The 26520-nt window shown below is 66.5% G+C and carries 14 protein-coding genes; 13 read left to right on the forward strand and 1 reads right to left on the reverse strand.

All coding sequences use genetic code 11. From position 1 onward, the window contains the following. Nucleotides 1–2: 2 nt before the first annotated feature. Entirely contained in the window at nucleotides 3–671 is a 669-nt protein-coding gene (locus NDK18_RS04685) for a DnaJ domain-containing protein (RefSeq protein WP_250627214.1), read from the reverse strand. Between the two features lie 49 nt (nucleotides 672–720). On the opposite strand from NDK18_RS04685, the gene NDK18_RS04690 reads away from it, so the two are divergent. The 13 genes from NDK18_RS04690 (at nucleotide 721) to NDK18_RS04750 (ending at nucleotide 26519) form a co-directional block, all read left to right on the forward strand. Further along, the gene (locus NDK18_RS04690) at nucleotides 721–1524 is read left to right on the forward strand and encodes a hypothetical protein (RefSeq protein WP_250627215.1); all 804 of its coding nucleotides are present in this window, start codon (nucleotides 721–723) and stop codon (nucleotides 1522–1524) included. A gap of 163 nt (nucleotides 1525–1687) precedes the next feature. Continuing rightward, entirely contained in the window at nucleotides 1688–8800 is a 7113-nt protein-coding gene (locus NDK18_RS04695) for a hybrid non-ribosomal peptide synthetase/type I polyketide synthase (protein ID WP_250627216.1), read from the forward strand. After that, entirely contained in the window at nucleotides 8797–14862 is a 6066-nt protein-coding gene (locus NDK18_RS04700; RefSeq protein WP_250627217.1) for a non-ribosomal peptide synthetase, read from the forward strand. Before NDK18_RS04695 ends, NDK18_RS04700 begins: the two co-directional genes overlap by 4 nt. Before the next feature lie 30 nt (nucleotides 14863–14892). Next, the gene (locus NDK18_RS04705) at nucleotides 14893–16023 is read left to right on the forward strand and encodes a glycosyltransferase family 2 protein (protein WP_250625470.1); all 1131 of its coding nucleotides are present in this window, start codon (nucleotides 14893–14895) and stop codon (nucleotides 16021–16023) included. Next, on the forward strand, nucleotides 16017–17126 hold the full coding sequence (locus tag NDK18_RS04710; RefSeq protein ID WP_250625469.1) for a polysaccharide deacetylase family protein: 1110 nt from the start codon (nucleotides 16017–16019) through the stop codon (nucleotides 17124–17126). The genes NDK18_RS04705 and NDK18_RS04710 overlap by 7 nt, the downstream gene beginning before the upstream one ends. After that, nucleotides 17114–18373 (forward strand): O-antigen ligase family protein, encoded by a 1260-nt coding sequence (locus NDK18_RS04715; protein ID WP_250625468.1) that lies wholly within the window; start codon nucleotides 17114–17116, stop codon nucleotides 18371–18373. The genes NDK18_RS04710 and NDK18_RS04715 overlap by 13 nt, the downstream gene beginning before the upstream one ends. After that, nucleotides 18370–19734, forward strand: a complete 1365-nt coding sequence (locus NDK18_RS04720) for a phenylacetate--CoA ligase family protein (RefSeq protein WP_250625467.1) — start codon at nucleotides 18370–18372, stop codon at nucleotides 19732–19734. The genes NDK18_RS04715 and NDK18_RS04720 overlap by 4 nt, the downstream gene beginning before the upstream one ends. Continuing rightward, nucleotides 19731–20849: a glycosyltransferase gene (locus tag NDK18_RS04725; RefSeq protein WP_250627218.1), complete on the forward strand. Its 1119-nt coding sequence runs from the start codon at nucleotides 19731–19733 to the stop codon at nucleotides 20847–20849. The genes NDK18_RS04720 and NDK18_RS04725 overlap by 4 nt, the downstream gene beginning before the upstream one ends. Further along, nucleotides 20846–22018 (forward strand): glycosyltransferase family 4 protein, encoded by a 1173-nt coding sequence (locus NDK18_RS04730; protein ID WP_250627219.1) that lies wholly within the window; start codon nucleotides 20846–20848, stop codon nucleotides 22016–22018. Before NDK18_RS04725 ends, NDK18_RS04730 begins: the two co-directional genes overlap by 4 nt. After that, nucleotides 22015–22653, forward strand: coding sequence for a polysaccharide deacetylase family protein (locus tag NDK18_RS04735; RefSeq protein WP_250625464.1), 639 nt, complete (start codon nucleotides 22015–22017; stop codon nucleotides 22651–22653). Before NDK18_RS04730 ends, NDK18_RS04735 begins: the two co-directional genes overlap by 4 nt. Then, on the forward strand, nucleotides 22650–23816 hold the full coding sequence (locus NDK18_RS04740) for a glycosyltransferase family 4 protein (protein ID WP_250625463.1): 1167 nt from the start codon (nucleotides 22650–22652) through the stop codon (nucleotides 23814–23816). Before NDK18_RS04735 ends, NDK18_RS04740 begins: the two co-directional genes overlap by 4 nt. Further along, nucleotides 23813–24994 carry a hypothetical protein gene (locus tag NDK18_RS04745; protein ID WP_250627220.1) on the forward strand — a complete coding sequence of 394 codons (1182 nt, stop codon included), beginning with the start codon at nucleotides 23813–23815 and terminating at the stop codon, nucleotides 24992–24994. The genes NDK18_RS04740 and NDK18_RS04745 overlap by 4 nt, the downstream gene beginning before the upstream one ends. Continuing rightward, entirely contained in the window at nucleotides 24987–26519 is a 1533-nt protein-coding gene (locus tag NDK18_RS04750; RefSeq protein ID WP_250627221.1) for a polysaccharide deacetylase family protein, read from the forward strand. Before NDK18_RS04745 ends, NDK18_RS04750 begins: the two co-directional genes overlap by 8 nt. The last annotated feature ends 1 nt before the right edge of the window (nucleotide 26520 follow it).

A 26520-nucleotide genomic window follows, 5' to 3' on the forward strand; every position in this document is an offset into this window, starting at 1 on the left:
GCTCAGTCGCGTTCGCCGCGTGGCCGTGTGCTGGCGGCTTTGAGCGAACGGAAGGGTGAGCTGTACCAGTCCACCAGCACGTCGCGTTCGAAGCGCACCCAGGATGGTCCATATTCCCAACGGTCACCTTGCACGGAGGTGGGCTCGCCCTCGATCGCCTTCACATCTTCCCGCGTCATGCCAACGCTCAGCTGCGGCGCCTGCACCGTGGGTTCGCTGTCGGCCGCAGCCGGTTCCGGCGCCGGCTTGCTGGTGTCGGAACCGGATGTCGAGCCGATCGGTCCAACGCCCCAGGCGATCAACGCGATCACCACCAGCGCCACGACCACCAGCAACATCGGTCGCGGCGTGTGCGTGACACGCTCGCGTCGCGGGGGTAGCGGACTGGGTGCGACAGGTTCGGCCGGCGATGGCGCATCGGGCGCTGCCGAACGCGCGCCGACCGGGGCGCCGGGTAGCCGGCCATGCCTGCGATGGAAGTCCATGGCCGCGTTGTACTGCAATACCAGGCGGCCGAAGCGCTCGTGGTCTTCCGGCGCGGCGGCGTCGTTGCGATCCGGATGCAGGATGGAAACGTGGCGGCGGTATGCCTGTTTGAAGTCGGCGAGCTTGCAGCCTGGCGACAAGCCAAGCTGGCGATACAACGCGAGGAAATCGGTCTCGACGGCCAAGCCAGCTCCCCAGGGGTTCGATGGCGGGCACCACGACGTCGATGCGTCCATGCACATGTCCCGCCTGCGGGCGCTAGCGTCGCGCATGCTTACCGCCAGCGCAAGGTGTTTGCTGGCTTTTCTCGCCCTGGGGTGCTTCACCATGATCGCCTCGCCCTTGCATGCTGCACCGGTACTCGGCGCGCATACCCTGCTCGCCCACGGCGAAGGCTTAGGGGTCAGCCCTACCGTCACCGACCCCATCGATACCCAGCCGGGCAGCACCTTGCTGCTGATGAACGGCGGCTACGCCAGCAACGCGGACACGCCCAGCGACAATTACAGGAATCGTTTCAAATCGCTGCAGCGCGCGGTGGCCTTCGGCAACGGTTACGACCGCTTCAACGTTTCCAGCTATGTCGTGGTCGGTGCCAAGGGCGGCCAGGGCCACCGGTTGACGTTCGCCAAGCGCGGCGAGCCGAAGGGCGAGATTTCCGTGCCTTTCATCGAAATCCGTGGCGGCGTGGTGAAGGACATCGCCCAGACTTATGCCGAACCCGGCCTGCAGGTGACCAGCGGCAAGGTGACCACCACCGGGCCTGCCCTGCTGTTGGCCTTCTGGTGGGGCGATGGCGGGGTCAAGCGCATGACCGCCGAGCCTGGCGATGGCTTCGCCATCGTCGACAGTTTCCTGAAGCTTCCCGACGAAAGCGGCGTGCAGTGCGCCGTGGCCTCGCGCAGCGTGGACGCCGCCGGCACCTACAGCGTGACCTGGACCGGAGCACCCGTGCAGGGCGCCATTCTCTGGCTGATTGCTTTCCAGGCACCGCCAGGCACACCGGACGTGCCGCCATCGGTAGCCCGCGCGCACTAGCCCATACGGCCTAGAGGGTGTTTCGCGCCGCCGCGGCAACGTGGCGGGCACCGCAACCTATTCCTTACGGCCATGCCGTTTGACGACTGAACTGCATATGGAAGCCCACGTGCGTGCCCTCGACACTAGCTGCATGCCGCATGCGCGAGAGGGGAAGACCCAGGTGCCAAACACAACCACCGCGCCAGCGACGGAAACGACGTCGCCCCTCTTCGACGTGCTGCCTCCCGCCGGCCTCGGCGCGGCGCCGTCGCATCTTGAGCTCATCCTCGACCCGGCCCTCGCCGCGGCCATCGACAGCGCCTCGGAGCGGCCCGGGTGCTTTCCTGCAACGCAGCTGCGTCGCGCCCTGGCGGCGGTGGATGCCGCGCTCACCGGTACCGATGGCATGCATGCGGGCGAAGCCGGCGATGATGCACACGGTGCGTGGTCGGTCGGCGATGGCACAGAGCCTGCCGCTGATGCGGCGAGCGTGTGGACGCTTCACGGCGATCGCCTGTGCGTGGATTACCGCGCGCCTTTCGGTGCAGAAGCCGCCCGGATCATGGGGCAGGCCACCGTGCACGCCCTGCGCGCGCTCAGTGCCGGCAACGCGGTGGACATCGTCGATCCGTCCGAGCGCAGCCAGATGCTGGGCCAGTGGAACCGGACGGCCGTCTCCCGCCAGGTCACCGACACGGTCCACGGCCTGTTCTCGCAGGTGGCGCACGAGCACGCAGCATCCATCGCCATCGAGGAAGGCGACCGCGCCATTACCTATGCCGAGCTCGACGAGCAGGCCAACCGCGTGGCCGGTGCGCTCATCGCGCGCGGCGTGGGCGTGGGTCAATGCGTGGCGCTGCTGCTGGACCGCTCGGCCGACGCCATCGTGGCCTTGCTGGGCGTGCTCAAGGCCGGTGCCGCCTACCTTCCGCTCGATCCCCTGCAACCTGCTGGCCGCCTTGCCTTCGTTGCCAATGATGCCAAGGCGGCGTTGATCGTTCGTGCCGAAGGCAGCGATCCGCTGGCGGGCGCCGAAGCGCCCGTCGTCTCGCTGGCCGGGCTGTTTGAGAGCTCGCCGCTGTCGACGCCCGTGGTATACGGCAATGCGCTGGCCTACGTGATGTACACCTCCGGCTCCACCGGCACGCCCAAGGGCGTGGAAATTCCCCATCGCGGGATCATCCGCCTGGTGCGCGGCGTCGACTACGTCGCCTTCGGCACGGCGCCGCGCATGCTGCACGCCGCACCGCTTGGCTTCGATGCCTCGACCCTGGAGATCTGGGGCGCGTTGCTTAACGGCGGCACGGTGATCGTGCACCCGGAGAAGATTCCCACGGGCTTGGGCCTGGCCGCGACCATCCGTGGCCACGACGCCAGGATCGCCTGGCTCACGGCGGCGCTCTTCAATGCCGTGGTCGATGAAGACCCTACCCACCTGCGCGGCCTTCAGCAATTGCTGACCGGCGGCGAGGCCCTGTCGCCCGGTCACATCCGCAAGGCCTACGCCGCGCTCGATGACGTGGTGCTGATCAACGGCTACGGTCCGACGGAGTGCACCACCTTCGCCACGACCTGGCGCATACCGCGCGACCTTGCCGATACCGTTACCTCCATTCCCATTGGCCGGCCGATCGCCGATACCACGCTGTACGTGCTTGGAGGACGCGGCCAGTTGCTGCCGGTAGGCGTGATCGGCGAACTGTATATCGGCGGTGCCGGCGTGGCCCGCGGTTACCTGGCCAGGCCCGAACTCACCGCCGAGCGCTTCGTTGCCGATACATTCGGCACCGGCAGCGGCCGGCTCTACCGCACCGGCGACCTGGTGCGCTGGCTCGCCGACGGCAGCATCGAATTCATCGGCCGCGCCGATGGCCAGGTGAAGATCCGCGGCTACCGCATCGAGGTCGGCGAGATTGAAGCTGCACTGTTGCGCCTGGAAGGCGTGCGTGCCTGCGCCGTGGTGCCGATGGACGATCGGGGCCAGAAGCGCCTGGTGGCCTATTACGTGGCGTCCAATCCGTCGGTGGACGCGCGCGGCCTGCGTGCGGCATTGGCCGAAACCCTCCCCGACTTCATGTTGCCTTCGGCATGGATGGGCCTGGATGCCTTGCCGATCACGGCCAACGGCAAGCTTGATCGCCGCGCCCTGCCCTCGCCCGACGCCAGCCGCTCGGAGCTCGCCGACCGCTACGTACCGGCCCATGGCCAGACCGAAGCCAGGATCTGCGCGATCTTCGCGCAAATCCTTGGCATCGATAGTGTCGGGCGTAACGATCATTTCTTCGACCTCGGCGGCAATTCCCTGCTGGCGGTAAAGACACTGGCGCGGATCCATGCCGAGCTTTCCACCCGGCCAAGCATCGTCGACTTCTTCGGCGAGCCCACGCCCGCGGCCCTTGGTGCGCTGATCGACGGCGTCGCGGTGCAAACAACCCCTGAAGCAAGCAACGCCGGCGCCAAGCTTGCCGAGCCGGTCGCCATCATCGCCATGGCCGGCCGCTTCCCCGGTGCACACGACGTGGAGGCTTTCTGGGAGAACCTCTGCGAAGGCCGCGAATCGATCACGTTCTTCGGGCCTGGTGAGCTGGATCCTGCCATTGACGGATCGGAAAGCAACGAACCAGGCTACGTCGCCGCGCGTGGCATCGTCGATGGCGTGGAAGATTTCGATGCCGGCTTCTTCGGCATGTCGCCGCGCGAAGCGGAGCTTACCGATCCGCAGCAACGCGTTTTCCTTGAGTTGTGCTGGGAATGCCTAGAGCGTGCCGGCCATGTGCCCGACAACGCCGGCGGTACGGTCGGCGTGTTCGCCGGCATGCACAACGCCACGTATTTCCAGAAGCACCTGGCCCATCGCCCAGACCTCATCGACAAGCTCGGTGCGTTCCAGGTGATGCTGGCCAACGAGAAGGATTACATCGCGACACGAGTGGCGCACAAGTTGAACCTGAATGGCCCGGCGGTCAGCCTCAACACCGCCTGCTCCACGTCGCTGGTGGCCATCTGCCAGGCTTTCGATGCGCTGCGCCTGGGCCATTGCGACATGGCACTGGCCGGTGGCTCGTCGATCACTTGCCCACCGCGCAGTGGCTACGTGGCGCAGGAGGGCTCCATGCTCTCGCCCGATGGCCACACGCGCAGTTTCGATATCGGTGCCCAGGGCACCGTATTCAGCGATGGGTCGGCCGTGGTGCTGTTGAAGCGCCTGGCCGACGCCCTGCGCGATGGCGATCCGATCATCGCGGTGATGCGCGGTGGCGCGGTCAACAACGACGGCGGCATCAAGGCCAGCTTCACCGCACCGAGCGCCGCCGGGCAGGCAGCGGTGATCACGCGGGCGCTGGATGTGGCGGGTGTCGATCCCCGCTCGATTTCCTATGTCGAGACGCACGGTACAGCCACGCCGCTTGGCGACCCGATCGAAATCGAGGGCTTGTCGCGCGCTTACCGCCGGCACACCAAGGATGCAGCGTTCTGCGCCATCGGTTCGCTCAAATCCAACGTCGGCCACCTGGTCATGGCCGCAGGCGTCGCCGGGGTGATCAAGACATCGCTCTCGCTGGCGTCGCGACAGCTTCCGCCGTCCCTGCATTTCACTGCGAACAACCCGCGGCTGGGGCTGGAAGGGTCACCCTTCGTCGTCAATGCTGCCCTACGTGAATGGACGTCCGATGGCGTGCGCCGCGCGGGAGTAAGTTCGTTCGGGGTGGGCGGTACCAATGCCCATGCCATCCTGGAAGAAGCACCCGAACGCGAAGCTTCCACTCCAGCGCAGGGCCCGCAGCTGCTGGTGCTCTCAGCGCGCAGCGAGGCTTCGCTGCAGGCCGCCGTACTGAACCTTGGCGACCACCTGGCGATGAACCCGGCGATCAACCTCGCCGACGCCGCACACACCCTGGTGGTGGGACGCAAGGTGTTCGCCCACCGCGCCCATGTGGTCGCTGCCAACGCTACCGAGGCCGTCGAACGGCTTGCCGCGGCGACGTTACGCAAAGCCTCGGCCCAGGAACCAGGCATCGTCTTCATGTTCCCGGGCCAGGGCTCGCAGTACGCAGGCATGGGACGTGTCCTGCATGCCACGGACGCAGACTTCCGTAACGCGCTCGATGCCTGCGCACAGGCATTGGAAGAAGAGCTTGGCTTCGACCTGCGCGAGCGCATGTTCGCCGACGACGCCGACGCGCTGCGCGAAACAGGGCTGACGCAGCCGGCGACCTTCGCCATCGAATACGCGCTGGCCCGCGCCTGGATGGCCCGTGGCATCAAGCCGGTGGCCATGCTCGGCCACAGCGTCGGGGAATTCACCGCTGCCGTGCTTGCCGGGGTGATGAGCCTTGAAGATGGCGCGCGCCTGGTGGCCCGCCGCGGCCGCATGATGCAGGCATTGCCTGCCGGCAACATGCTGTCAGTGAAGATGGCCGCGGCCGATCTGCAACGGATGCTTCCGCCGGTGTTGTCGCTGGCTGCAGAGAACGGTCCCACGGCCTGCGTGGTGTCCGGCCCTTCCGACGCCATCGCCCAGCTGCAAGCCCGACTCGAGGCCGATGGCGTGGCCTGCCGCGCCCTGCACACCTCGCACGCCTTCCATTCATCGATGATGGATCCGGTGCTGGGGCCTTTCGCCGCCGAAGTGGCGTCGATCCGCCTTGCCACGCCGTCGATCCGCATCGTCTCCACGCTTACCGGCGACACCCTCACCGACGCGGAGGCTACCTCGGCCGACTACTGGACGCGCCACCTGCGCGGCACCGTACGCTTCGGAACGGCGGTGGCAAGCCTGCTGGAGGAACCGGACCTGGTCTTCGTCGACGCTGGCCCTCGCGGCACGCTGGCCGCGCTCACGCGCATGCAGAAGGCTGCCCGTGGCCGCACCATTGTGGCCAGCCTCGGTGACACGCCCGCCGGCGAACAGGCAGCATGGCTCGATGCCGCTGGAGCGCTGTGGTCCACCGGCATGCCGCTGGACATGGCCTCGCTCGATACACGCGCACGCAAGCTGCGCATCCGCCTGCCTACCTATCCCTTCGAACGCAAGCGCCACTGGGTGGATGCCACCCCGGCGCTTCGTACTGCCATTGAGGCTGCGCCTATCCAGGCCGCCACTTTTGTCCCCGCCCCGACCGCCCTTCCGGAGCCCGTCATGCCCGTCCAGAATTCCCAGCCGAACACTTCATCCGGTCGCGCCAGCCGCCTCATCGGCCAGCTCACCGCCTTGTTCGAGGACGTCTCCGGCGCCGACATGGACGACGTGGATCCGACATCGACCTTCATGGAACTGGGGCTCGATTCGCTGTCCCTGACCCAGGTCGCGCTGCAACTGCAGAAGACCTTCGCGCTGAAGATCACCTTCCGCGAACTGATGGAATCGTGCCCGAGCTTCGAGACCCTTGCCAAGCACATCGATCGCCTGTTGCCGCCGGAAGCCGCGTCTGCCCCGGTGGCAGCGGCAAGCCCCGCAAGCATCGCCAGTGCGCCCGCGGCCATGCCCATGGCCGCTGTATCAATGCCGATGGCGGCCAGCGGCAACCTGGTGCAGGATGTGATCGCCCAGCAGATGGCCATCATGCAGCAGCAACTGGCCCTGCTCTCCGGCGCGCCGATGGCGGCACCGCCGGTCGCCGCGGCACCAGTCGCCGCCGCGCCCGTGCAGCCGGCCGCGATGGCCGCGACCAGCGCTCCGGCTCCGGTCGTGAACACCCCTCCCCCAGCCGCCAACGACGGCCAGGACGAGGAAGCCGCGCTTGCCCACACCAGCTACGACGTGAAGAAGGCCTTTGGCGCCATCGCCCGTATCCACTCGGGCAATACCGATCTCACCGCGCGCCAGCGTGCACGCCTGGAAGCCTTCACCCGCCGCTACATCGAACGCACCAAGGCATCGAAGGCCTATACCCAGGAGCATCGCGACCACCTGGCCGATCCGCGCGTGGTCAATGGCTTCCGCCCCTTGCTGAAGGAAATCATCTACCAGGTGGTGGTAGGCAAATCCAAGGGATCGCGGGTATGGGACCTGGACGGCAATGAATACGTCGATGCATTGAACGGCTTCGGCATGAACCTGTTCGGCTGGCAGCCTGACTTCGTCATCGACGCGGTTCGCAAGCAGTTGGACGACGGCTACGAGATCGGCCCGCAGCATCCGCTGGCAGGCGTGGTGGCCAAGCAGGTGTGCGAGCTCACCGGCTTCGACCGCGCGGCGCTTTGCAATACGGGTTCCGAAGCGGTGATGGGCACCGTCCGCATTGCCCGCACCGTCACCGGCCGCGACACGCTGGTGATCTTCACCGGCTCCTACCACGGCATCTTCGACGAAGTGATCGTGCGCGGCACCAAGAAGCTTCGCTCGGTACCGGCAGCACCAGGCATCCTGAAGAACACTTCCGAGAACGTGCTGGTGCTCGACTACGGCACGCCCGAGTCGCTGGCGATCATCCGCGAGCGGGCTTCCACCATTGCAGCCGTACTGGTGGAACCAGTGCAAAGCCGCCGTCCTGATTTCCAGCCGCGTGAATTCCTGCAGGAACTGCGCGCCATCACTGCCGACGCCGGTGCACTGTTGATCTTCGACGAAGTGGTGACGGGCTTCCGCTCGCACCCGCGAGGCGCGCAGGCGGTGCTGGGCATCGATGCGGACCTTGCTTCCTACGGCAAGGTCGTCGGCGGTGGCTTCCCGATCGGCGTGATCGCCGGCAAGCGCAAGTTCATGGACGCGCTGGACGGCGGCGGCTGGCAATTTGGCGACGCCTCGATCCCGACGGTCGGCGTGACCTACTTCGCCGGCACCTTCGTCCGTCATCCGCTGGCCCTGGCCGCCGCCCACGCCGTGCTCACCCACCTGGCCGACGAAGGTGGCGAGCTGCAAAAGGGTTTGAACGGCCGCACCACGGCGATGATCGACGAACTGAACGCCTTCTGCACCGCGGTGGGCGCGCCCATCAAGCTCACCCACTTCGCCTCGGTGTGGAAGGTGAATTTCATGGAGGAACACCCGCTGCAGGACCTGCTGTTCGCCATGATGCGCAGCCGCGGGATCCACGTGCTGGACAACTTCCCCTGCTTCTTCACCACCGCACATTCGGCCAATGACTTCGCCACCATCGCCACGGCCTTCCGCGAATCGGTGCTGGAACTGCAGGAAGCTGAATTCCTGCCGCGGCGCATCGACGTGCGTTCGCTCGACGCCGACAACCCGCCCGTCGCCGGCGCCCGCCTGGGCAAGGACGAGAAGGGCAATCCCGCCTGGTTCGTGCCCAATCCCGAGGCGCCGGGCAAGTACATGAGGGTGAGTGCATGAGTGCGCAGGACATCATCGCCACCACGGCGGTCGAGTACGACCCGTTCGCCCAGGCAGCACTTTCGAAGGTCGCGCCCACCACGGCGCCACAGCGCGAGATCTGGCTGGCGGCCTCCCTGGAACCGGAGGCATCGCTGGCCTACAACGAGGCGATCTCGCTGCGCCTGCGCGGCGCACTGGATATCGCCGCGCTGCAGGCTGCGCTGCAACGCCTGGTCGATCGCCACGAATCGTTGCGCGCCACCATCAGCGCGGACGGCCAGGAGATGCTCATCGTCGATGCGCTCAGCCTGGCATGCCCGCTGGACGACCTTTCGAACCTGGATGAAGCCGCTCGCGAAGCACAGGTCAAGGCGGTGCTGGCCCATGTGGTCACCGTTCCCTTCGACCTGGAACACGGGCCGCTGCTGCGCACCCAGTTGCTCCGGCTGGCCACCGACGAGCATGTACTGGTGCTCACCGCCCATCACGTGATCTGCGATGGCTGGTCGTTCGGCGTCATCGTGAACGACCTGGCCGCCTTGTACGCCGAGGCCACCGGCCAGGCACCGTCGCCCGGCGCTGCCGAGGCCTTCAGCGATTTTGCACGCGCCCAGGCATCGGGCAGCGATCCTGCCGACGAACATTACTGGGTGGAACGGTTCTCCAGCGGGGCGCCTTCGCTGGACCTCCCCACCGATCGTGCGCGACCGCGGCAGCGAGGCTTTTCCTCGCAGCGGGAAGACCACGCCATTGACCGCGAGCTTGTATCGGCCATCCGTGCACTTGGTGCCAAGCGCGGCGCCAGCCTCTATGCCACGCTGCTGGCCGGGTTTGGCATCCTGCTGCAGCGACTGGCCGGACAGGACGACGTGGTGATCGGCATCCCGACCGCCGGCCAGGCGGCGGGCGGCCATCATGCGCTAGTGGGCCATTGCGTGAACGTGCTTCCGCTGCGTTGTTCGCCGGATCCCGCCACGCCGTTCGAGGGCGTCCTGGCGCAGGTACGCGCAGATCTCCTCGATGCCTTCGAACACCAGCAATACACCCTGGGCAGCCTCCTCGCCCGCCTGGCACTGCCGCGCGACCCGTCGCGCCTGCCGCTGGTAAGCGTGCTGTTCAACCTCGACCAGGCCCTGGATGAGTCGACCGTGACCTTCCCGGGGTTGTCGTTCCAATTCGCCGGCGTCCCCCGCGCCTTCGAGAATTTCGAGCTCTTCATCAACGCCGTGCAGGTTGACGGCGGCCTGCGCCTGGAATGCCAGTACAACAGCCAGCTGTTCCGCGGTGAAACCATCCGTGGCTGGCTCGACGCCTATGAAACCTTGTTGCGGAGCGCCGTGGCGAACGCCACCACGCCCGCGGGCGCACTGGACCTGCTTTCGCCCACCGCGCGCGAATCGATTGCCGCCCTGCAACCGCCGGCCACGCCGTTTCCGCGCCAGCGCCTTGCCCACGAGCATTTCGAACTTTCCGTCGACCAGGCACCTGATCGCGTTGCCGTGCGCCATGGCAAGACAGCCTTGCGTTATGGCGAGCTGGAAGCCCGGGCCAACCGCATCGCGCGCGCGCTGCGCCAGCGCGGCGTGGGCCGCGGCGACCTGGTCGGCATCTGCCTTGGCCGCGGTCCGGACATGCTTGCCGCCCTGCTGGGTGTGATGAAATCCGGCGCCGGCTACGTGCCGATGGATCCGCTGTTCCCGGCCGAACGCCTGGGCTTCATGGCCGAGGACGCGAAACTCGCCGCGCTGATCGCCGACGACACCGCGCCCGTCGGCATCGCCCTGGATGAGGCCCGCGTGCTGTCGCTCTCCCGCGACGCCGCACTCCTGGATGCACTGGATGGTACGCGCCTGCCACGCGACCAGTCCGCCGCGACGCCAGAGTCGATCGCGTACGTGATCTTCACCTCCGGCTCCACCGGCCGGCCCAAGGGCGTGCGCGTACCGCACCGGCCCACGTCGAATTTCCTCGCTTCCATGCAGGAGCTCACCGGCATAGGCGCCGATGACCGCCTGGTGGCAGTCACCACGCTCTCCTTCGATATCGCCTTCCTCGAACTGATGCTGCCGCTATGCGTGGGCGCCACCGTGGTGCTGGCCGGTGCCGACGATGTCCGCGACGGCACGGCGCTGCGCACGCTGGCGGAAGAAAGCCAGGCGACGCTGATGCAGGCCACGCCGGCCGGATGGCGCGTGCTGATCGAGGCCGGTTGGCAAGGTAGCCGTGGCTTCCGCGCCATCACCGGTGGCGAACCGCTCGCGCTGGACCTTGCCGAGGCGCTGTTGTCGCGCTGCGGGCAGGTGTTCAACGCCTATGGCCCCACCGAGACCACCGTGTGGTCGACGTGGTGGAAAGTGGCAGCGCCTCGCGAAGGCATCTGGATCGGCACGCCGATCGCCAATACCCAGGTGCACGTGCTCGACGCGCATGGTGTGCCCTGCCCTCTGGGCGTGCCGGGCGAGATCGTCATCGGTGGTGCCGGTGTCACCCTGGGCTACCTCGACCGCCCCGAGCTCACCGCGGACCGGTTTATTCCCGATACCTCCAGTGAGGATGCCGGCGCCACCATGTACCGCACGGGCGACCGCGGCCGGTGGCTGGCCAACGGCCAGCTCGAACACTTGGGCCGCCTGGATTTCCAGGTGAAGGTGCGCGGCTATCGCATCGAGCCTGGTGAGATCGAGAATGTGCTGGCCGATGCGCCGGCGGTGGCGCGCGCAGTAGTGATTGCCCGGGAAGACCGCCCAGGCGACGTGCGACTGGTGGCATACGTGGTCACCCGCGACGGCGCCGCCTTCGACGAAGAAGCACTGGTGGCGCGGATGAAAACCCGCCTGCCCGACTACATGGTGCCGCAGCACATCATCGACATGCCGTCGATCCCGCTGCTGCCCAACGGCAAGATCGACCGCAAGGCGCTGCCCGCGCCCACCGTGCGCTCGGTGGCGGCCGACACGGTGCGACTGGCGCCGCGCAATGAGGACGAGCTCCGCGTGGCGGCGGCGATGGAGGCGATCCTTGCGCTACCCTCGTTGGACGTGCGCGACAATTTCTTCGCGCTGGGCGGCCATTCGCTGCTGGCCGCGCAGCTTACCGCGCGGCTCAACCGCGAGTTCAGCGTGGCGCTGTCGTTCCGCACGCTGTTCGATGCGCCGACCATCGCCGACCTTGCCCTGGCCGTGGCCAGGCAACGCGACGGTGGCCAGGCCCTGGCGACTGAACCACTGGTGGCCCAGCTCCAGCAGGACCGCGCGCCGTTGTCGTTGATGCAGCAGCGCCTGTATTCGCTGGAAGAATTGCAGCCGGGCCGGGTGACCTACAACGCGCCATCTGCGCATCGCCTGCGCGGCAAGCTGGACGAGGCCGCCTTCGAACGCGCCTTTGCCGCGCTCATTGCGCGGCAGTCGTCGATGCGCACCTCGTTCCACCGCATCGACGATGCCGTCGAGCAGGTGGTGGCAAGGACGGTACAACTGAAGCTGTTCCCCGCCGAGGATCTCTCGGGGCTTGCCGGCGACGAGCGCGAAGAGGTGCTGATGCAGCGCCTGCAGAAACTTACCGACACGCCGTTCGACCTGCGCCAGGGCCCCCTGTTCAGCGCCAGCATGTTCCGCCTGGCCGACGATGAACACGTGTTCTTCTTCATGCCGCACCACATCATCTGGGACGGCTGGTCGTTCGACATCCTGTACAACGAACTGTCGCACCTGTACCGCTCGTTTGCCGAAGGTACGGAGCCCGTACTGCCGGCACTGCCGATCAGCTACGGCGATTTCGCCCAGTGGCACGCGCGCTGGCTGGAGGGTCCCCAGTTCAAGTTGCAGCTTGCGTACTGGAAGGACCGCCTCGCACACATGCAGGGCATCACCGCACTGCCTACCGATTACCCGCGCCGCCCGGGCATGTCGGGCCTTGGCCGCACCGAGTGGATCCGCATCACGCGCGAAACCACCGATGCCATGCACGAGGTGGCGCGCAAGGCCGACGCCACGCTCAACATGACGCTGCTGGCGCTGTACTACGTGCTGTTGTCGGGCATGACCGGCCAGCGGGAACTGGTGATCGGCACACCGGTACGCGGCCGCAACCACACCGAGCTTGAATCGGTGATGGGTTACTTCAACAACCTGCTTCCCCTGCACGTGAACGTGGACGAGAACCTCTCCTTCGTGGACTTCGTCCGGCATGTGCGCGAAGTGGCGATCGACAGCTTCGGTCACCCGGATGTCCCGCTGGAATACCTCCAGCGGGAACTGAAAGTGGGTAATGGCCAGGGAGCGGTGCTCTACCAGGCGCTGTTCTCCTTCCAGGACGCCCGCGGCCGCAATGTCGACTGGGGCGGCCTGGCCCATGAACAGATCCTGTTGTTCCAGAGCGGGGCCACCGAGGACCTGGGGCTCTGGTTCCTGGAAGGTGCTGGCGGCATGGTCGGGGGCGTCACGTACAACGCTGACATCCTGCAAGGGGACACCGCGCGCATGCTGCGCGACCGCTACATCGAACTGATGTCGCGGGTGGACGGCGATCCGATGCAAACGTTGTCCCAGCTCAACGGCGCGGACGTGGGTGCGCAGGCAGTTGCACCGGAGATCGGTGCCCAGGACACCGCGACCAGCTTCGCCACGATGTTCCAGGCGCACGTGGACCGCGCCCCCGATGCCACGGCGCTTACCTCGCAAAGCTGGTCGATCGGCTACGCGGAACTTGACGGACGCGCCAACCGCATCGCCCATTGCCTGCGCAAGCGCGCCGGCACCTCGCGCACCGTGGTGGGACTGGCGGTGGAGTCCGGGATCAACCGCGTCGCTGCCTTGATCGCTTGCCTTAAGACCGGCATCACTTGCGTGTTGCTGGACCCGGCCGACGGCCTGGCCGCGCTGGCCGACCGCATCGCCGACAGTGGTGTCACGGTGCTGCTGGGCGACAGTACGCTCGAAGCACCGCTGCAGTGGTCACGCGGGCGCGCCCTGTGGTTCGACGTGGACAACCTCGAACTGGTCGCCGCCAGCGCCGATGCCCCTGCCGCGGTGCCCGCTGCCGATGACATCGCGATCGCGGGCTACCCGCATGGACACGATGCCCATCCGGAAGCTGTGGGTATCAGCCAGCGGGCGCTGGGCCAGATGCTCGGTGACCTTGCCGCCACATTCGCCATGCCATCGGCCAGCCGGGCCCTGGTCACGGCGCGGCCATCCTCACCCAAGGCCATCGTGCAGCATCTCCTGCCGCTGGCCAGTGGTGCGGAACTGATCCTTGCCACCGATACCGATGACCTGCGGCAACTCGTCGCCAGCCGGCGGCCGGATTACCTCTTCGCAACAGCCGAAGCCTGGGCATCGCTGCAGGCGGCCGGCTGGAAAGGCCAGGCGGACCTCAACGCCGTGTGTACCGGCGGCAGCCTGGCGCCTGAAACCGCGCGCCAGATCGGCGAACGCTGCCAGGCGCTGTGGACGCTCTTCGGCATCACCGGCATCGCGCCAGTGGCTGCCGCGGGCAAGGTCGAGAACCCTGCCGACGGCGCACACGCCGGTCATCCGCTGTTCCATGCCGATATCCAGGTACTGGGTCCGGACGACCTGCCACGCCCCATCGGGGCCCTGGGCGAAGTGGCCATCGGCGGGACCTTGCGCAGTGTGCCGTTTGGCCACCGCGGTGGCGCCCATCCGGCAGCGCCGGGCCTTGTGCGCACCGGCTTCCGTGGCCGCCGCCTGCCCGGCGGCCAGCTTCAGGTGACCGGACCCATGCAGGAACAGGCATGGCGGGCACCGGTCAAACCGGCGCCTTCGGCAACGCCCATGAACCCGGCTGAGGAAAAGCTGGCGGCGATCTGGAAATCGCTGCTGTCGCTGGAAAGCGTGCGTACGGGCGACAACTTCTTCGACGTCGGTGGCCATTCGCTGCTTGCCGTGGACATGGCAACCCGCGTGCAACAGGAAACCGGTGTCCGGCTGAACCTCCTGGACATCGCCAATGGCACCTTGGGGACGCTCGCTGCGGAGATCGCCGCGGCGCCGCCGCCGTCGGCGAAGCCTTCGAAGTCCTCGCGAGGCGGCCTGCTGGGCCTGCTTGGCCTTCGTTGACATGAACACGCGCGTCGGGGGGACGCACACATGACGATGATCGCATGGCTCGCCTGCTGGGGCAGCTTTTTCCTGCTGGCGCATATCTTCGTGGGCTATCCGCTGCTGGTGTGGATGCAGGCCATCCTGCATCCACGTCCGGTCGACAAACAGCCGGTCACGCCCACGGTATCGGTGGTGATCGCCGTGCACGATGGCAATCGCTATATCCGCGGCAAGCTGCGTAATCTTGCTGCCCTGGACTATCCGGCGCACCTGGTGGAGATCATCGTGGCCTGCGATGGCTGCACGGATGTCACCCCGGCGCTGGTACGGCATTGCCGGGATCCGCGGGTAAGGTTGCTGAAATTCGACGTGCGCCGCGGCAAGGCCGCCTGCCTGAACGATGCCGTGGCCGCGGCCACCGGCGACGTGCTGTTGCTTACCGACGTCCGCCAGAAACTCTCCCCCATGGCCCTGCGCGAGCTGGTGGCCAACCTCGCCGACGGCCGAGTGGGCGCGGTGGGCGGCGAACTGCATCTTGAAAACGTGCGCACGGGCTTTGCCAAGGGCGTGGATGCCTATTGGCGCTACGAAAAACTGATCCGCCAGTCGGAGAGCCAGTCCGGTTCCACCATTGGCGTCAGTGGCGCGATCTACGCCATGCGACGCGACCTTTGGGAAGGCCTGCCCCAGGGCACGGTGCTCGACGACGTGCTGGTGCCCATGCAGGTGGCGGCCCACGGTTATCGCGTGGTGTTCGAACCGAAGGCCCTGGCCTGGGACCAGCCGTCGCAGGAGCCGGTCGCTGAGAGCCGGCGCAAGATCCGCACCCTCGCCGGGAATTACCAGCTGGCGCAATTGGCGCCATGGCTACTGTCGCCGTGGCGCAACCCGCTGTGGTTTCGTTTTGTCAGCCACAAGCTTTTGCGCCTGGCCGCACCCTGGCTGGTGCTGCTGTTGACGCTGTCCACGGCGGCGCTCTTCACGCGCAGCCCGCTGTATGCGCTGATGTTCTCCGGATTGGTGGCAGCCGCGCTGATGGTCGCCGCCGGCAAGCTGCTTCCCCCATTTGGCCGATGGCTGCCCGTGCGATTGGCGCTGGCCTTCTATTACCTCAATCTATTCGCGGCGCAGGCACTTTTTGCCTTCGCCCGGAAACGGGGATTGCATTTATGGTAAGCCAGGTGGAAGGCGACGGCCGGGCAACCGGCATCCGCGGCAGGATCGGCGAGATGTGTTACTCCAGCGGCCTGCTGCCGCCGCTGCAGGCCATGCGCGCCATGCTGCAGAAGGAACTGCGCATCCTGGCCTATCACCGGATCATGCCCGTTCCCGATCCGGACACCTATGAATTCGACCTGGAGTTGATCAGCGCCACGCCTGAGCGCTTCCACGAACAGATGTCGCGCATCAAGCGCCACTTCCGGCCGATGCGGTTGACCGATGTGGTGGCGGCGATGGACGCCGGCCAGTCGCTGCCACCCAATGCCGTGGCCATCACCTTCGACGACGGTTACGACGACAACTACCGCTACGCCTATCCCATCCTGAAGGACCTGGGCATACCGGCCACCTTCTTCGTCTCCACCGGCCACATCGATACCGGCAGGCCATTCGGTTACGACTGGCTGATGCACATGATCCTGCTCACGCACGCCCCGCGGCTTGACCTGCCGGAACTGGGCATCGACGTGCCCATGCCCGCCGAACGCGCCCGGCGCCGCGAACTGGGCGGCAATGTGCTGCTGCAGATGAAGAACATCGATGCCTTCGCGCAGGAGGCGTTGATCGCGCGGCTTGAACGCGAGTGGAACCTACCCTGCGACCATACGCCCGACGACTGCCGGCCGATGAGCTGGGACCAATTGCGCCAGATGGCCGCCGCCGGGCTCGAGATCGGATCGCATGGCGTGCACCACCGCATGCTGGCCAAGATGTCCCCCGATGCCATGGTGCGAGAGGTACGCGAATCGAAGGCTACGCTCGATCGCGAGATCGGCGCCGATACCGTGGTGATGTCCTATCCGGTGGGTGGCGACCGCGCCTACGACCGTACGGTGATGGATGCCACCCGGGAGGCGGGTTTCGACGCCGCGGTCTGCTACATCTGCGGCACCAATCCGAATCCCGCCTCCAACCGTTACGCCCTGCACCGCCTGCCGGTAGAGCGCAACATGGGCCCGGGCTGGTTCGCCGCGATGCTGGCATTGCCGAGCCTGATGAGCTATCCCACGCAACACCGGGAGATCGAACGCGAGGCCGAGCCCGCATGTTCGTCCTGATCCTCCTTTACGTGGTGCTCACCGTCATCCGTCCCCAGGATTATGTCCCGGGGCTCGAAGGCGTGCCGCTGCTGCCTGCAGTGCTGGTGCTGGCCTTCGGCGCGTGGGCGGTGGGCAAGAAGAGCTTCGCCGCGCCGCAATTCTTCATCCTGCCGGCCTTCATGCTGGTGCTGATGATCTCCCAGGTCACCAATGGCTGGAGCGGCGGTGCGATCGACGAGCTGGCCAAGTTCGGCCCGACGGTGATCGCGTTCTACATCCTGGCCACCGCCTGTACCTCGCCGCGCCGCCTCACCCTCACCATGGCCACCCTCGTGGTCTGTTCGATGGTGCTGGCCATGCATGGCGTGGGCCAGGCCAAGACCGGCATGGGCTGGACCGGCATCCCCATCGGCGAAGACGGCCGCATCCAGTACGTGGGCATCTTCAACGATCCGAACGACCTGGGCCTGCTGTTTGCAGCGACGGTGCCGCTGGCCGCATACCTGGCCATGCGATCGAAGTTCATCGGCAAGCTGTTCTGGCTTTCCGGGATGCTGCTCATTCTCTACGGCGTGTACCTGACCAACTCCCGCGGCGCGATGCTGGCGGTGCTGATGGTGGCCGGAAGCTACGTGTGGTACCGGCGCGGCGTGGTCACGGCAAGTGTGCTCGGGGTGGCGGGCCTGGCCTGCATGAAGCTGGTGTCCTCGCGCATGGGCGAGCTCGATGCCGAAGAAGAATCAGCCTCTGGTCGTGTGGATGCCTGGTACTCGGGACTGCACATGTTCATGTCGCACCCGACCTTCGGCGTGGGCGCGGGCAACTTCACCGAGTACAACGACCTTACCGCGCACAACTCCTTCGTGCTGGTGCTGGCCGAAACCGGCTTCGCCGGCTTCCTTCTGTGGCTGGCGTTCGTGGGCTACACCTTCTGGATGCTCGCCAATATCCTGCGCCACAAGTTCGATGCGGGCGGCGACGCAGCGCTCGCGCGGCGATGGCATGACGAGCGGATAACTGCCCTGGCCTTGCTGCTGGCGTTGTTGGGATTGTTCACCTGCGCCTTCTTCCTTAGCCGCAGCTACATGATCGTGCTGTATTTCTTCGCCGCCATGGCCACCGGCGCCTACATGGGCGCCCGCGAGCGCTTCCCGGAGCTTCCGGAACTGAAGTTCTCGCGCGGGGGCTGGCGCTGGGTCCCCATTTCCATGGGCAGCATCGCCGCCCTGTTCCTCCTCGTTGCCGTGTTGTTGCGCACCACATGACCGCCTTCTACGAACATGCCTTCCAGCGCGTGCTGTATCCGGCCTACGAAGCTGGCCTTCGCGGCCGCCGCACGCTCGAACACCTGGCGGCCTACCGGCACGACCAGTGGCTCTCCGCTGATGAACTTGCCGGGTTGCAACTGGACCGCCTGCGGCGCCTGCTCGAGCACTGCGAACGCGACGTTCCCTACTATCGCGAGCAATGGCGCAAGATCGGTTTCTCACCGCGGGGCATGCGCGACCTGGAAGACTTCGCCCAGCTCCCGGTGCTGCGCAAGGACGACATTCGCGCGAATTTTTCCGGCCTCCAGGCGGACTCCATGCGCGGGGAATTGTTGTTCAAGGCCACCGGCGGCTCCACCGGCGACCCGCTTCGCTTCGGCTACACGCGCGAAAGCAACGACCGTCGCGCCGCGGTGATGTGGCGCGGTTACGGCTGGGCAGGTGCACGCATGGGCCGCCGCACGCTTTACCTCTGGGGCGGCGCGGTGGGCGACCCCACGCGATCGAAGCAGTGGAAGGATCGCCTGTACAACGCCGCCTTCGCGCGCAAGATCCTCGACAGCTTCCACATGACCGAGGCAAACCTCCACGAATACGCCGAGGCGATCGACCGCTACCGGCCGCAGGTCATCGTCGGCTACGTCGGCCCGCTGGTACGCCTGGCCCGATGGATCGTCGACAACAAGCGCACCGTCTGGCGTCCGTCGGCGGTGATCGGCGGTGCCGAAGCCCTGCACGGATTCCAGCGGGAAGTGATCCAGGAGGCCTTCGGTTGCCCGGCCTACAACACCTACGGCTGCCGGGAATTCATGCTGGTGGCCAGCGAATGCGAAGAGCGGCAGGGGCTGCATGTCAATGCCGACCACCTGGTGCTGGAACTGCGCTCCAGTGAGCGGCCCACGCGGCTGGGATGCTCGGGCGAAGTGGTGGTGACCGATCTCTTCAACTATGGCTTCCCCTTCATCCGCTATGCCAACGGCGACATGGCCACCATGAGCACGCGCGTATGTGCCTGTGGCCGCTGCCTGCCGATGCTCGACAGCGTCGATGGCCGCGTGCTCGACGCCATCATCACCGCCAACGGCCATCGCCTGCCCGGGGAATTCTTCCCGCACATGCTCAAGGACGTCCCGGGCCTGCTGCGTTTCCAGCTGGTGCAGCGTGAACTTGAACGCCTGGAACTTTCCATCGTGCGCGGAGAAGAATTCAACGATGCCTCGGTGGCCTACATCCGCCGCGAAGTAGCCAAGGTGCTGGGCGACAGCGTCACGGTGGATTGCCGCTTTGTCCCGGATATCCCGCTCACCGCCAGCGGCAAGCACCGGGTGACCATTTGCGAGCTGGACTGCATGCCATGAACATCACGCACTTCGTCGAGAACCTCAACCGTGGTGGCCTGGAGCGGATGGTGCTGGAGCTGGTGAAGCTGCAGCAGGCGCAAGGCCATGCCTGCCAGGTGGTGTGCCTGTACGACGAAGGCACACTAGCTTCCGAACTCGCCGCCCACGACATCCCGGTATATGCCTGCGGCAAGCGCAACGGCCTGGATCTTCGCGCGCTCAAGCGTGCGCGCCACTACGTGCGCGAACACGACACCGATATCCTGCATACGCACAACGCCGTGGCCCACTACCAGGCGGTGCTGGCCACCTGGGGCCTTCGCATCGGCAAGGTGATCAACACACGCCACGGCATGGGCGGCAATCGCCGCGCCGCGCGCCGCGAATGGCTTTACCGCCGGGCGCTGGCGCGTACCAATGCCGTGGTGGCCGTTTGCGAGGCCGCGCGCAGCGACGCGGTGGCCCGCGGCATCGTGCCGCCGAGAAACTTCCGCGTGGTCACCAATGGCATCCGCGTGGATGCCTTCGCCCCGGCCTCCGATTCGATGCACGAGCGCCTGACGCGGATGCTCAACGTGCCGCAGCGCACGCAGATGGTGGGCACGGTGGGGCGCCTTAACTGGGCCAAGGACCAGGTGAACCTGATCCGCGCCTTCGCCCGCGTGCACCGGCGCAAGACCGATACGGCGCTTGTGCTGATCGGCGACGGCGAATTGCGCGAAGACCTTCGCATGCTGGCCTTCGACGAGGGCGTGGCCGGCAGCGTGCATTTCCTGGGTGACCGCAACGACGTGCACGAACTGCTGCAGGGCCTGGACCTGTTCGTGCTGTCATCGACCAGCGAGGGCTATTCCATGGCGTTGCTGGAAGCCAGCGCCACGGGCCTGCCGATCCTTGCCACTGACGTCGGCGGCAACCGCGAGATCGTGCACGACGGCCAGACCGGCCGCCTGGTGCCGGCGGGCAACGCGCCCAAACTCGCTGACGCGATGCTTGCCATGCTGCGCGAGCCGCGCCAGGCACGGGGCCTTGGCGAGGCTGCGCGCACGTGGGTACAGGCCAATGGTTCGCTCGAAGCCATGGCCTTGCACTATGCCCGACTCTACGACGGCGGCAACGGCCTTACGGTATGAAGATCCTGGTATTGACCAACCTGTTCCCCACGCCCTGGGATCCGCTGCGCGGCACCTTCAACCGCCAACAGTTCGAACGCCTGGGCCGGCGGCACGAGGTGGATGTCATCACTGCGGTCGACTTCCGCCAGCGCATGGGCAAACGCCAGCCCTTCGCCGGCGTGCCGGGGCTGCGCTGCGACTATTTCACTTTTTTCTACCCGCCGCGCATCGGTCGCGCATTGCATGCAGCGTGCTGGTGGGCGAGCCTGGAACTGCAGAAGGGTCGGGCGATCCGCCGCGCGCGGTACGACGCCGTGCTTGCCAGCTGGGGTTATCCGGATGCCGTGGGTGCAAGTGTGCTGGCGCGCCACCTGGGTATTCCCTATGCGGTGAAACTGCATGGGAGCGATCTCAACGTGCAGGCCAACCACGCCATGCGGCGCAAGCAGATCCGCTCGGCGCTCCACGGCGCCGGCGCCGTGATCACGGTCAGCGGCGCGCTCGCGGACAAGGCGCGTGAGCTTGGCGCCGATGCATCGAGCACCCACGTGCTCTACAACGGCGTGGATGGCGAATTGTTCCGGCCTGGCCAGCGCGAGACGGCCCGTGAGCATCTTTCGCTTCCCGCCGGCATTCCGTTGGTGCTGTTCGTGGGCAATCTGAAGGACACCAAGGGTTGCAACGACCTTCTCGAAGCATTCCCGGCCGTGCTTTCGCAGCGGCCCGACACGCTGCTTGTCTATGTGGGCGAGGGCCGCGAACAAGCGGTGATGGCTGCGCGCGCGCAAGCGCTGGGCTGTCTGGAGAACGTACGATTCGCCGGCGCCGTGGCGCACGCTGATCTTCCCCACTGGTTCCGCGCCGCCAGCGTGCTGTGTCTGCCCAGCCACAACGAAGGCGTGCCCAACGTGGTGCTCGAGGCCATGGCCTGCGGTACGCCGGTGGTCGCCACCAACGTCGGCGGCATCCCCGAGGTATTGCCGCAACTTGCCGGCATGCTGGTGGAACCGCGCATGCAGCCGGCCTTGTCCGGTGCCCTGCTCGAGGCCCTGGGCCGCGACTGGGACACCGCCGCCATCACCGCGCACGCGTCACATTTCCGCTGGGACGACAACATCGACCGGCTCGAATCGATCCTGGCCACGCTGCCACCCATCCACGCCGTTTCCGCAGGGGCCTCGGCATGACATTGAAACCACGCAAGCAGGACTTTCTCGACCTGCTGCCTCCGAGCCTCGTCGTGACGCATCAGCGTCGCCACGGCGGCGCCCTCTACCTTACTTTTGATGACGGCCCGAATCCCCAGCACACACCGCGCCTGCTGGACGTCCTGGCCACGCACGGAATCAAGGCGAGTTTCTTCGTCGTCGGGCAGAAGGTCGAACGGCATCCGGAGATCGTTGCGCGCATCGCGGCCGAAGGACACATGCTGGGCAATCATTCCTACTCGCACTGGTCGTTCAAGCCGATGACCCAGGCTTGCAGACTGAAGGAAATCCGCCAGACCGACGAACTTCTCGAACCCCATACGGGACATTCGATCCATCGCATGCGTCCGCCCGCGGGGCACATGGCTCCGGCCCTGCTGTGGCATTTCGCCCTGAATCGCCGCAACCTGGTGCACTGGTCGTACGACAGCATGGACTACCAGAAACCCGGTCACGACGATCTCGTGGCGCGCCTGCTCGACGCACCGCCTGCCCCGGGCGACATCATCCTGATGCATGACGACAGCGGCGCGGCGGCGGACGCGCTGGTCGATGTGATACCGGCATGGCTCGAACGCGGATATACCTTCGCGCCGCTACCGGTGCAGGCATGAATATCCTCTATCACCACCGTACCCGCGGACGCCACGTCGAGGGCGTGCACATCCGGGGCATCGTGCATGCGCTACGCGACCTCGGGCACCGGGTAAGCGTACTGTCATTCCCCGGCGCGGACCCCGAGCACGAGGCACCGGCGCATGAACCGGGCAAGCAGGGCCGGTTGGCGGCCTTCATCGCACGGCTTCCCGGCGTGCTGTTCGAACTGCTGGAGCTTGGCTACAACATCATCACCGTGCCGCGCATGGCGCGTGCCATCGCCGCGCACGAACCAGCGTTGATCTACGAGCGCTATTCGCTGTTCCTGTGCGCCACGGTATGGATGGCACGGCGCCGGAACATCCCGCTGGTACTGGAAATCAACGACTCGGCCCTGGTCCATCGCGTGCGGCCGTTGAAACTGAAGTCGCTGGCGCGTCGCATTGAAGGTTGGTGCCTGCGCAACGCCACGGGCCTGGTGTTCATCTCAAGTTATTTCCGCGACGAGGCGATCAAGGCCCACGGTGACATCGCTCCGTCGGTGATCTCGCCCAATGCCGCCGACCTTGCTCGTTTCGACCCTGCGCGTTTCGATCGCCAGGCGCTGCGCCTTGCCCGGGGCCTGGACCAGCGCATCGTCTGCGGCCATATCGGCGTGTTCGCCCATTGGCATGGCGTGGACGGCTTCGTCGAAGCGATCGCCGCGCGCCTGGCCGAGGTGCCGGACCTGGCCCTGGTGTTCGTGGGCGATGGCAAGACGCTGCCGGCCGTGCGCGCGCTCGTTGCCGGCCGTGGCCTGGCCGATCGCGTACTGCTGCCCGGCCGTGTCCCGCACGACGAGATCGCCAGCTGGATCGCCTGCATGGACTACGCGGTGCTTCCCGACTCCAATCTTTACGGCTCGCCGATGAAGTTGTTCGAGTTCATGGGCATGGGCGTGGCCGTGGTGGCTCCCGATTACGCACCCGTCGCCGAGGTGATCGGCGACGGCGCCACGGGATGGCTGTTCCCGCGGGGGGAAACCGCCGCCTGCGTCGAGCGCGTGCTGGAACTTGCCACGCGTGAGGAAGAACGGCGCCGCGTGGGCGCGGCCGCGCGCAGTTATATCCAGCGCGAACGGCAGTGGCGCAACAATGCCGAGCAGTTGCTGAGCCTCGTCGGCGAACGGACGGTCGCATGATGGCCATGATGATCCTTGCCCTGGTGGTAGTGGTTGCCCTGGTGGCCTTGCTCGCCGTGGCCTGGGCCATCCGCGCGCGCAACATGCAGGTATGGCTGGGTTCGTATATCCGGCGTCGCAAGCCTGCCCGCGGCGACGGCCCGACCCACGTGATGTTTGCCTTCGTCGACCATTTCGAACCCAACTGGGGACGCGTGGACATGCCCACCCAGCGCGCCCGCGTGGACCGCTGGTGCACCGATTACCGCGCCATGGCTTCGCGGCACCGCGATGCCGACGGCCGCCATCCGCAACACAGCTTCTTCTACCCGGAAGAGGAATACGTCGAGGAACACCTGGAAAAGATCGCGGGCCTGTGTGCCGACGGCTTCGGCGAGCTGGAAATCCACCTGCACCACGACAACGACACGCCGGAGAATTTCCGCGCCACCATCGACCGCTTCAACCAGCTCCTGCACGAGCGCCATGGCGCCCTGCCGCGCGATCCCGTCACCGGCAAGTTGCGCTTCGCCTTCATCCACGGCAACTGGTGCCTTGACAACTCGCGTGCCGACGGACGCTGGTGCGGCATCAACAACGAACTGGTGCTGCTGCGCGAACTGGGCTGCTACGCCGACTTCACCCTGCCCTCCGCACCCAGCGAAACCCAGACCCGCACCATCAACACCATCTACTACGCCACGGATGATCCGCTCAAGCCCAAGTCGCACGACACCGGTGAGCCGGTGCGCGTGGGTGGCAAGCCCTCGGGCGACCTGATGATCATCCAGGGCCCGCTCGGGCTGAATTGGCGCGAGCGGCGCTTCGGCATCATTCCCCGCATCGAGAATTCCGATGTGCGCCGTGCCTGCCCGCCCACGCCTTCGCGCGTTGACGCATGGGTGGATACCGGCATCCATGTGCAGGGAAAGCCCGACTGGGTATTCGTCAAGGTCCACACCCACGGCACCCAGGAGCGGGACATGGATACGCTGCTGGGCGATGCCGTGCACGCCATGCATGCGCACCTGGAATCGAAGTACAACGATGGCAAGCGTTACATCCTGCACTACGTGACGGCGCGGGAGATGTACAACATCGTCAAGGCGGCCGAAGCCGGCAAGGAAGGCAACCCTAACCAGTGGCGCGATTTCGAGCTTCCCGCGCCACACCACATGCCGATCCGACATCATGCGTAGCGTGCTTATCTGCCACGCTGGCGACACCTTCGACCGCGAGGGCCTGGCGGCGTGGCTGGCGTCGTTCAGTTCCCTCACCGGCATCGTGGTGCTGGAAGAAACGCGTGCGCAGAAGATCGCCCGCTTAAAGCGGGAGCTCAAACGCGTGGGCCCCATCCGTTTCGCCGACGTCGCTGCCATGCGCCTGTGGCAGAAGCTTGCCCATCGAGGCGATGCGGCCTGGATGGCAGCCACTGTCCAGGCCATGCGCGTGCGTTACGGCGTGGCCGGCGACGTGCCCACGATCGAGGCTGCGAACGTCAATGACGATGCAGTGCTCGCCTTCCTTCGCCAGGCCCGGCCCGACATCGTTATCGCGCGCGCCAAACAGTTGCTCAAGAAGAAGACCCTGTCGGTGGCTCGCACCGGCACCTTCGTGATGCACCCGGGCATCTGCCCGGAATATCGCAACGCCCATGGCTGCTTCTGGGCACTGGCACGCCGCGACATGGGCAAGGTGGGCATGACCCTGCTCAAGATCGATGCCGGCGTGGATACGGGCCCGGTGTACGGGCATTACAGCTATGCCTTCGACGAGCGGGCAGAGAGCCACTCCCGCATCCAGTATCGCGCCGTCTATGAAAACCTCGACGCGGTGGCCATGAAGCTCAAGGAGATCGTTGCAGGCTTCGCGCAGCCGGTGGATACAGGCCACCGCGCAGGCGCTGACTGGGGCCAGCCGTGGCTGAGCCGCCATATCGCCTGGAAGCGCGCAGCAAGGCGCGACGGGCACCGCGTGGCCCTGATGTACCACGACGTGGTGGCGCCCGGCGCCAGCGACAGCAGCGGCTTTTCCGGCCCCGCGGCCGGCCGGTACAAGCTCGACACCGACGATTTCTCACGCCACATGAATGCGCTCGAACGCACACGGCTGGACTTCGGCGCGCTTACGCCCTACGCCTTGACCTTCGACGATGGCGGCGCCTCGGCCGGTGCCATCGGCCGCGAACTGCTACGCCGGGACATGCGCGGCCACTTCTTCATCACCACCTCGCGCATCGGCACCCCGGGCTTCATCGATGCCCATGCGTTGCGCGAACTGCATGCCGCCGGCCATGTGGTGGGCAGCCATTCGCACACCCATCCGTCGGAAATATCGCGGCTGTCTTCCGCGGCGCTGGACGCGGAGTGGCTCAGCAGCGTACGCATACTGGAAGGCATTTTGGGATCGCCGGTAACCGTGGCCTCGATACCCGGCGGGTTCTATTCCCCTGCCGTGGCGGCATCGGCGGCGGCGGCCGGCATCCGCACCCTCTTCACCTCCGAACCTACGGTGCGCACGCATCGGGTGGGCGACTGCCTGGTGGTCGGCCGCTATGCGCTGTGGCGCGGCATGGGCGCGCCGGTGGCGGTAGCGTTGGCCAATGGCGATGGTATTGCCAGGATGCGGCAGTGGCTGCTATGGAACACCAAGAAGCCGCTCAAGCGCTTTGCAGGTCCCGTCTACCGCCTGGTGCGGCATCGCATGATGGCCGCGCGGGCCTGAA

This window comes from Pinirhizobacter soli, from assembly GCF_015905305.1.
In the GTDB taxonomy this organism is placed as follows: Bacteria; Pseudomonadota; Gammaproteobacteria; order Xanthomonadales; family Rhodanobacteraceae; genus Pinirhizobacter; species Pinirhizobacter soli.